Raw genomic sequence first — 8,398 nt, 5'->3', positions numbered from 1 at the left:
ATTATAGGGAGTTCTTCTGAAGTGACAAGAGGTAATTTAAAAAAAGTTTCTGACCGTGTTTTTTTTCACCAAAAGCGATGAGATCAAGCTACAAATTGTTCTAATTGATGTATCTGCAACCACAATCACACCTGAGATGGCATAATTAGCCGCATCAATATTTAAGGAATAAAAGCGATGCCATTAAGCGCACAACAGCTGGCAGCTCAAAAAAACCTGTCCTATGTGCTGGCAGAAAAGCTGGCTCAGCTGATCTTAGCGGGTAAATATGCCCCAGGTAGCATCCTGCCCAGCGAGATGGAGCTGGGGGATCAGTTTGGTGTAAGCCGTACCGCCGTTCGCGAAGCGGTAAAAACATTAACGGCGAAAGGGATGGTGCTTCCACGCCCGCGCATTGGCACCCGCGTTATGCCTCAGGGGAACTGGAACTTTCTCGATCAGGAGTTACTCACCTGGTGGATGACCGAAGATAACTTTAATCAGGTCGTCGATCACTTTCTGGTCATGCGCAGCAGTCTTGAGCCTCAGGCCTGTCTGCTTGCCGCCACGCTCGGCACAGCAGAGCAAAAAGCGCAGCTCAATACTTTTATGGAAGAGATGGTGGATCTGAAAAAGCACTTTAACCGCGAGCGCTGGATAGAAGTCGATATGGCCTGGCATGAACATATCTATAATATGAGCGGAAATCCTTTCCTGACCTCCTTTGCTTCTTTATTCCATTCTGTGTACCACACTTACTTTGCCTCTATCACACAGGATGAGGTGGTGAAGCTGGATCTGCATCAGGCGATAGTCGATGCCATTCAGGAAAGCGACGGGCAGCGAGCCCTGAGTGCGTGCCAGGCGTTGCTGGCGGCGCCAACCCACCAGCAGGTAAATAAATGACAGAGAAAAAAGCACGCAGTATGGCCGGATTGCCGTGGATTGCAGCCATGGCGTTCTTTATGCAGGCACTGGATGCCACTATCCTCAATACCGCCCTTCCCGCAATAGCCCAAAGCCTTAACCGCTCCCCACTGGCGATGCAATCCGCCATCATCAGTTATACCCTGACGGTGGCGATGCTCATTCCGGTCAGCGGCTGGCTGGCCGATCGTTTCGGCACGCGCAAAGTGTTTATGCTGGCGGTGACGCTGTTCACCCTCGGTTCTCTGGCTTGCGCCCTTTCTACCTCTCTGACGGAACTGGTTATCTTCCGCGTTCTACAGGGGATAGGCGGCGCGATGATGATGCCCGTCGCGCGTCTGGCGTTATTGCGCGCCTATCCGCGCAGCGAACTGCTCCCGGTGCTCAACTTTGTGACTATGCCGGGGCTGGTCGGCCCGATACTTGGCCCGGTTCTCGGCGGCGTACTGGTGACCTGGGCAAGCTGGCACTGGATCTTCCTGATTAATATTCCGATTGGTGTGGCAGGGCTAATCTATGCCCGCAAATATATGCCGAACTTCACCACACCACGACGCAGCTTCGATATGGGCGGCTTCTTCCTGTTTGGCCTGAGCCTGGTCCTGTTCTCCAGCGGGATGGAGCTGTTTGGCGAGAAAATCGTAGCGACGTGGCTGGCGCTGGCCATCATTCTTAGCGGTATTCTGCTGTTCCTTCTATATATCCGTCATGCGCGTCGCCATCCGACACCGCTTATCTCTTTATCTCTGTTTAACACCCGAACGTTTTCCGTCGGGATCGCGGGCAATATTGCCTCGCGTCTGGGCACGGGCTGCGTACCGTTCCTGATGCCGCTGATGCTCCAGGTCGGTTTCGGCTATCCGGCCCTGATTGCTGGCTGCATGATGGCCCCCACAGCGATGGGCTCAATTCTGGCAAAATCGACGGTCACGCAGGTGCTGCGCTGGTTTGGCTATCGTAAGACGCTGGTTGGCGTGACGATCTTTATTGGATTGATGATTGCGCAGTTCTCCCTGCAATCTGCGGCATTACCCATCTGGATGCTGATCCTGCCGCTGTTTGTGCTGGGTATGGCCATGTCGACGCAGTTTACGTCGATGAACACCATCACCCTTGGGGACCTCACCGACGAGAATGCCAGCAGCGGCAACAGCGTACTGGCGGTCACTCAACAGCTGTCGATCAGCCTCGGGGTTGCCGTGAGCGCGGCGGTACTGCGGTTTTATGAAGGGTTTGACGGTACAAATACCGTTGAGCAGTTCCACTATACCTTTATCACCATGGGCGCGCTTACCGTGGTATCGGCGGTGGTCTTTATGTTGTTAAAACCAAAAGACGGCCGGAACCTGATTAAAGAGCGTCATAAAGATAAGGCTAAACCGAACCGCGTTCCATCAGAACAGGAGTAAGCTGCAAACGTTGCTGTTGCAGCGTGGGCTGAGCCATGCGGTGGATCAACACGTCGATGGCCAGCTCACCCAGTTCATCCTTCGGCTGATGAATGGTGGTCAGCGGCGGCGTCATGTAGCGCGCCAGTTCGATATCATCATAACCGACGATCGCCATGTCGTCCGGAACACGCAATCCCGCCTGATACAGCGCCTGATAAGCTCCGAATGCCATCGCATCGTTACCGATAAACACCGCCTGCGGGCGCGGCTCTTGCGCCAGCAGTTTCTGCATTGCTTCAAATCCACCATTAAATTCGAAATCGCCGGTGATGCGATAGCCATCAGGAATGGCAAGCCCCGCCCGTTCCATGGCCGAAAGATAGCCTTCCAGACGCAAGCGCGCCGGGGTTTTATCCAGCGGGCCGGTAATACAGGCAATGCGGGTATGACCTTTGTCGATCAAATGCTGAGTCGCCATATCGCCACCCAGCAGCGAGTTATCCTGGATCAGATCGCTGGTGCCGTCGAACGGCGCCCAGTCCATCATGACCGTAGGAATAGAAGGGTAGCGCTGGATAATCTCTTTCGAGGGTTGATGCGTTTCGGTACAGAGCAGCAGCAGCCCGTCGACGCGTTTTTGCATCAGCGTCTCCAGGTTTCGGTTCATGCGCTGCTCATCGCCTTCGGTATTGCACAGCACCAGGCTGTAGCCGCGCTCGAAGCAGCTGCGCTCCACGCCGCGCACCAGTTCAGAATAAAAAGGGTTGGTACTGGCGGTGATCAGCATGCCGATGGTGCGCGTCTGGTTAAGCTTCAGGCTGCGGGCCAGCGCAGACGGCGCATAGTTGAGTTCTTTAATTGCAGCGTCAACTTTCTCCCGAATCGCCTCGCTGACGAAGCGATCCTTATTGATAACGTGGGAGACAGTCGAGGTAGAAACGCCCGCCATACGGGCGACATCTTTCATTGTGGCCAAGCGTTACCCCTGCTGACTTAAGAATTCATCAATCTCTTTACGCCATGGAACAGAAGGCTGAGCGCCTTTACGCGTCACCGCAATCGCGGCGGCGGCATGCGCGAAGCGAATCGCGTCATCCATTGCTTTTCCTTCCAGCAGCGCCGTTACCAGCGCACCGTTGAAGGTGTCACCTGCGGCGATGGTATCAATGGCTTTGACCTTAAAGCCCGGTACGCGACGGCCTTCGCCATTGACGCTAGCCCACACCCCACGGCTGCCGAGGGTGATGATCACGGTGCCAATGCCTTTATCATGCAGCGCAAGCGCGGCACGCGCGGCATCGTCATCATTTTCGACACGGATACCCGTCAGCTTTTCCGCTTCGGTTTCGTTCGGGGTGATGATATCCACCAGCGCCAGCAGCTCGTCTGATAATACACGGGCAGGCGCCGGGTTAAGTACGACAGACGTATGATTTTCATGCGCAATTTTCGCAGCGGCCAGCACGCTTTCAACCGGTGACTCCAGCTGCATCAGCAGGGCTTCCGCTCCGGCGATGATCCCACGCTGCGCTTCGACGCGTTCAGTCGTTAACGCGGCATTAGCCCCCGCATGAATACCGATGACATTCTCACCTTCCGCATTGACGAAAATCAGCGCCACGCCGGTAGATTCCCCTGCAACTACGCTGACGGGTGCGATGTCGATGTTGTCGCTTGCCAGCTGTTTGCGTACGTGCTCGCCGGTATCGTCATCACCCGTACAGGCGATAAACGCGATATTTGCCCCGCTGCGTCCGGCGGCAACTGCCTGGTTTGCGCCCTTACCGCCGAACGCGACCTGATACTGATTGCCAGTGACGGTTTCGCCCGGAGTGGGGAACGTTTCAAGGTTAAGAATGTGATCGGCATTGATACTGCCAAGGACGACGAGGTTGCCTGCGGTTTTCATGTATTGAGGTGTCCATCTGAGAGCGCCACCGGTATTACCCGGTGGCGTATGCCACACTTTTCTTTTATTTGGTGTCCCTCAGGCAGCCAGCGACTGCCTGAATCGCCTTTACTGCTTAATGACCAGTTTCAGGTCAACAGGATATTTGGCCTGAACTTTTTCGCCCTTCAGCACTTTATCGGCAGTTTGCACGCCAGTCGCGCCAATCTGCTCAGGCAGCTGAGCAATGGTCGCAGCCAGTTTGCCATCATTTACTGCTTTTTCACCATCCGGCGTGCCGTCAAATCCGACAACCATCACATCTGATTTACCCGCAGTCTGGAGCGCACGCAGCGCACCGAGCGCCATTTCGTCGTTCTGTGCGAATACCGCCTGCACGTCAGGATGCGCAGTCAGCAGGTTCTGCATGACGTTCAGACCCTTTGTACGGTCGAAGTCTGCCGGCTGGCTCGCCAGCACGTTGAATTTGTGCGCCGCTACAGCCTGCTGGAAACCTTCACCACGTTCACGGGCCGCGGAAGTCCCGGCGATACCCTGCAACTCGATCACTTTCGCGCCTTCACCTGCTTTCTTCGCGATGTAGTCACCGGCGATTTTGCCGCCCAGTACGTTATCAGACGCAATATGGCTAACAACGTCGCCTTTGGTCGCCTGACGGTCCAGGGTGATTACCGGGATCTTCGCCTGGTTTGCCATCTTCACGGCGTTACCGACCGCGTCGGAATCGGTTGGGTTGATCAGCAGGATTTTGGTACCACGAACGGTTAAGTCCTGAACGTTAGCCAGCTCTTTCGCCGGGTTGTTCTGAGAATCCAGTACCACCAGGTTGTAACCCAGTTTGTCTGCTTCTTTCTGCGCGCCATCCTTCAGGGAGACGAAGAACGGGTTGTTCAGGGTAGAGACAACCAGCGCGATGGTGTCCTTCGCCATGGCGTTAGCACTTACGGTTGCGCTCAGCGCGACAGCAGAAACCAGGGTAGCCAGTTTTTTCATGTTCATATCTAAGATGTCCTGTAGTGTCGTCAGTTACTGTTTTTTGTTGTCTACCAGTACCGCCAGCAAAATCACCACTGCCTTAACGATCATCTGGTAATAGGAGGAAACACCTAACAAATTCAAGCCATTATTCAGGAAACCGAGGATCAGTGCGCCGATCAATGTCCCAACAATGCGACCTTTACCGCCCGCAAGGCTCGTACCACCCAGAACCACTGCCGCGATGGCATCCAGCTCATAGCCCGTACCCGCCGTTGGCTGCGCGGAAGAGAGGCGCGCCACTTCGATGATGCCCGCCAGAGATGCCAGCAGACCGCACAGGGAGTAAACGATAATTTTAACTTTGTTGACGCTAATACCGGACAGACGCGTTGCCGATTCGTTACCGCCCAGCGCATAAATATAACGACCCAGACGGGTATGATGCAGCATGTACCACGCCGCCAGGAAGACGATAGCCATGATCCAGACTGGCGTCGGGATACCCAGCGGGCGTCCGATACCAAACCAGCCAAACAGATCGGCGTTTTCGGTAAAGCCGGTATTCACCGGGCTACCGTTGGTGTACACCATGGTGACGCCGCGCAGCAGCAGCATCATCACCAGCGTGGCAATAAACGCCTGTACGCGGCCTTTTGCCACAATCACGCCGGTTACCGCGCCAATTGCCGCACCTGCCGCCAGCGCAGCAGCAACGGCCACCAGCGCGTTGACCTCAATACCGACAATCGACGCGGCAATCGCACCGGTGAGCGCCAGCAGGGAACCGACGGACAGATCGATACCCGAGGTCAAAATCACCAGCGTCATGCCCACCGCCATAATGGCGTTGACGGAGGTCTGCTGAAGAATGTTGAACAGGTTATTGACGGTAAAAAAGTTCGGGCTCATGGTCGAGACAATCGCGATCAGCACCAGCAGGGCAATCAGCGATTTTTGTTCCATCAGCCATGCCTTTGTGAAATAGCGGCGACCAGAAACAGCCTGGGTAGTCATCTTCTTACTCCTGATTCACGCGATTAAGCTTGCCCACAGCGGCAGCCATCAGAACTTCCTGGGTGGCCTGCTCGCGAGTGAATTCACCACCGAGATGCCCTTCATGCATGACGATAATGCGATCGCTCATGCCTAATACTTCTGGCATCTCGGAAGAGACCAGAATGATGCTCAGACCGTCGGCCTTGAATTGGTTAATCAGCTGATAGATCTCTTTTTTCGCGCCCACGTCAACGCCGCGAGTTGGCTCATCGAGGATCAGTACTTTCGGGCGAGTCATCAACCCGCGGGCAATCGCCACTTTCTGCTGATTACCGCCGGACAACAGGCCAATCGCCTGCTCCATCGATGGGGTTTTAACGTTAAAGAGACGGATAAAATCGCTGACCGCCTGCTGCTCATCTTTATGTTTCAGGCTGCCGCCGCTGCGGCTGAAATAGCGTAGCGCGGTCAGGGACATGTTCTCTTTTACCGACATGCCCAGCACTAAGCCGTCACGCTTACGGTCTTCGGAGATATAGACAATGCCGTTCGCCAGGCCATCCTGCGGCGAGCGGGTGACCACCTCATGGCCGTCAAGGGTAACGTAGCCGCTGGTGCGCGGCAGTGCGCCATAGAGCACTTTCATCAGTTCGGTACGTCCCGCGCCCATCAGGCCCGCGACGCCAAGGATCTCGCCCTTGCGCAGGGTAAAGGAGACGTCATCCACACCCGGCCCGCAGAGGTTATCCACCTTCAGGCGGATCTCTCCTGGCGCTTTGTCCAGACGCGGATACTGGTCTTCGAGCTTACGTCCCACCATCATTTCAATCAGCGAATCTTCGGTCAGCGTGGCCACTTCACGCTCGGCAATGAACTGCCCGTCGCGGAAGACGGTGACGTCGTCGCAGATCTCGAAAATTTCTTTCATGCGGTGAGAGATATAGACAATGCCGCGCCCCTGGGATTTCAACTCACGGATCACGCGGAACAGGGATTCGGTTTCGGTATCGGTCAGGGCGTCGGTCGGTTCATCCATAATGATGACCTTCGACTCGAAGCTCAGCACCTTCGCGATCTCCACCATCTGCTGATCGCCGATGGAAAGGTCGCCCACCAGTCGGTCGCTCTTAAAGCGCAGATTCAGCTTCGCCAGCAGTTTGTCCGCTTCGGCATACATGGTTTTCCAGTCGATTTTGCCAAACCGGTTCACGAACTCACGGCCGAGGAAGATGTTCTCCGCAATGGTGAGCTGCGGGATCAGGTTCAGCTCCTGGTGGATGATGCCAATGCCCGCTTCCTGAGAGGATTTCGGGCCGTTGAAGGTGGTCTCTTTACCCAGCCACAGCAGCGAACCGGCATCGCGTTGATAGATCCCGGTCAGCACTTTCATCATGGTGGATTTGCCCGCGCCGTTTTCGCCCACCAGCGCCATTACGCGCCCGGAATAGACGTTCAGCGCCGCGCCAGAGAGGGCTTTAACGCCCGGGAACGACTTATCGATCCCTTTGAGTTGCAGTAATGCGTCCATGATGGCCTCAGAAGGTGACGCCAGCACAGAGAATGATATTCGCATACGGGGAACACTCCCCGCTGCGAATCACCGCCTGACTGTCTGCGGTTTGTTGTTTGAACTGCTCGTGCGTTGTGTAACGAATTTCTATGGTGTTTCCCTGGTGCTGTTGCAGTTGCTCAATGTGGCTGAGCAACGTTTCGTGGAGTTGCGGATTATGTTGTTTGATTTCCGCCGCGAGAATGGCCGCCTCAACCTGCATCTCCGCCGTCACGACTTCCAGTACCTGCATGAACGAGGGTACGCCCTGCGTTAACGCCATATCGATACGGGTTGTGCTGCGCGGAACCGGTAAGCCTGCATCGCAAACCACCAGCGTATCGGTATGCCCAAGACGGGAAATTACCGATGATATTTCTGAGTTGAGTACTGTGCCTTTCTTCATTTTTTGCTCCACTAGCGAAACGTTTCGCTAAAAACAGTGTAGCCGCAGAAGTGTTCAGAAAACCATCATGACGTAACGGATTTGTGATCGGCGTCGAAACGTTTCGCTAAGTGAAATGCAAAGGAGGTAAATGCAAAACGGTAACCGTCAGGTTACCGTTTTTTATGTTTGCGCCCTCTCCCTGTGGCTGAGGGTTCCCCACAAATTAATGCGAGCACTGAGCAATCCCCTCGCCCCTCCGGGGAGAGGGTTAGGGTGAGGGG

General features: G+C 55.1%; 8 protein-coding genes. 2 read left to right on the top strand and 6 right to left on the bottom strand.

Annotation, left to right across the window (positions count from 1 at the left end; translation table 11 throughout):
* The first annotated feature begins 177 nt into the window (after positions 1-177).
* Positions 178-885 carry a FadR/GntR family transcriptional regulator gene (locus INF86_RS19500; protein WP_023298937.1) on the top strand — a complete coding sequence of 236 codons (708 nt, stop codon included), beginning with the start codon at positions 178-180 and terminating at the stop codon, positions 883-885.
* Positions 882-2,315 (top strand): multidrug transporter subunit MdtD, encoded by a 1,434-nt coding sequence (gene mdtD / locus INF86_RS19495; protein ID WP_022649863.1) that lies wholly within the window; start codon positions 882-884, stop codon positions 2,313-2,315. The genes INF86_RS19500 and mdtD overlap by 4 nt, the downstream gene beginning before the upstream one ends.
* On the opposite strand, the gene rbsR is transcribed toward mdtD, so the two are convergent.
* The 6 genes from rbsR to rbsD form a co-directional block, all read right to left on the bottom strand.
* The gene (rbsR, locus tag INF86_RS19490) at positions 2,281-3,273 is read right to left on the bottom strand and encodes a ribose operon transcriptional repressor RbsR (protein WP_072202236.1); all 993 of its coding nucleotides are present in this window, start codon (positions 3,271-3,273) and stop codon (positions 2,281-2,283) included. The two genes, mdtD and rbsR, sit on opposite strands and share 35 nt — an antisense overlap.
* Before the next feature lie 3 nt (positions 3,274-3,276).
* Complete coding sequence (rbsK, locus tag INF86_RS19485; RefSeq protein ID WP_193543834.1) at positions 3,277-4,206, bottom strand: ribokinase; 930 nt, start codon at positions 4,204-4,206, stop codon at positions 3,277-3,279.
* Between the two features lie 108 nt (positions 4,207-4,314).
* On the bottom strand, positions 4,315-5,205 hold the full coding sequence (gene rbsB / locus INF86_RS19480) for a ribose ABC transporter substrate-binding protein RbsB (RefSeq protein ID WP_003862397.1): 891 nt from the start codon (positions 5,203-5,205) through the stop codon (positions 4,315-4,317).
* Between the two features lie 27 nt (positions 5,206-5,232).
* Positions 5,233-6,198, bottom strand: a complete 966-nt coding sequence (gene rbsC / locus INF86_RS19475; RefSeq protein ID WP_022649866.1) for a ribose ABC transporter permease — start codon at positions 6,196-6,198, stop codon at positions 5,233-5,235.
* A gap of 4 nt (positions 6,199-6,202) precedes the next feature.
* Positions 6,203-7,708 (bottom strand): ribose ABC transporter ATP-binding protein RbsA, encoded by a 1,506-nt coding sequence (rbsA, locus tag INF86_RS19470; protein ID WP_022649867.1) that lies wholly within the window; start codon positions 7,706-7,708, stop codon positions 6,203-6,205.
* A gap of 7 nt (positions 7,709-7,715) precedes the next feature.
* Entirely contained in the window at positions 7,716-8,135 is a 420-nt protein-coding gene (rbsD, locus tag INF86_RS19465) for a D-ribose pyranase (RefSeq protein WP_003862392.1), read from the bottom strand.
* Positions 8,136-8,398: the final 263 nt, after the last annotated feature.

The sequence above is a fragment of the Enterobacter cloacae complex sp. I1M genome (assembly GCF_014982425.1).
Taxonomy (GTDB): Bacteria; Pseudomonadota; Gammaproteobacteria; order Enterobacterales; family Enterobacteriaceae; genus Enterobacter; species Enterobacter intestinihominis.
This window is presented reverse-complemented; position numbering and strand designations above follow the sequence as displayed.

Coding starts and splice junctions, on each gene's coding strand:
- INF86_RS19500 (WP_023298937.1), top strand. CDS start 178: ATGCCATTAAGCGCACAACAGCTGGCAGCTCAAAAAAACCTGTCCTAT.
- mdtD (WP_022649863.1), top strand. CDS start 882: ATGACAGAGAAAAAAGCACGCAGTATGGCCGGATTGCCGTGGATTGCA.
- rbsK (WP_193543834.1), bottom strand. CDS start 4,206: ATGAAAACCGCAGGCAACCTCGTCGTCCTTGGCAGTATCAATGCCGAT.
- rbsB (WP_003862397.1), bottom strand. CDS start 5,205: ATGAACATGAAAAAACTGGCTACCCTGGTTTCTGCTGTCGCGCTGAGC.
- rbsC (WP_022649866.1), bottom strand. CDS start 6,198: ATGACTACCCAGGCTGTTTCTGGTCGCCGCTATTTCACAAAGGCATGG.
- rbsA (WP_022649867.1), bottom strand. CDS start 7,708: ATGGACGCATTACTGCAACTCAAAGGGATCGATAAGTCGTTCCCGGGC.
- rbsD (WP_003862392.1), bottom strand. CDS start 8,135: ATGAAGAAAGGCACAGTACTCAACTCAGAAATATCATCGGTAATTTCC.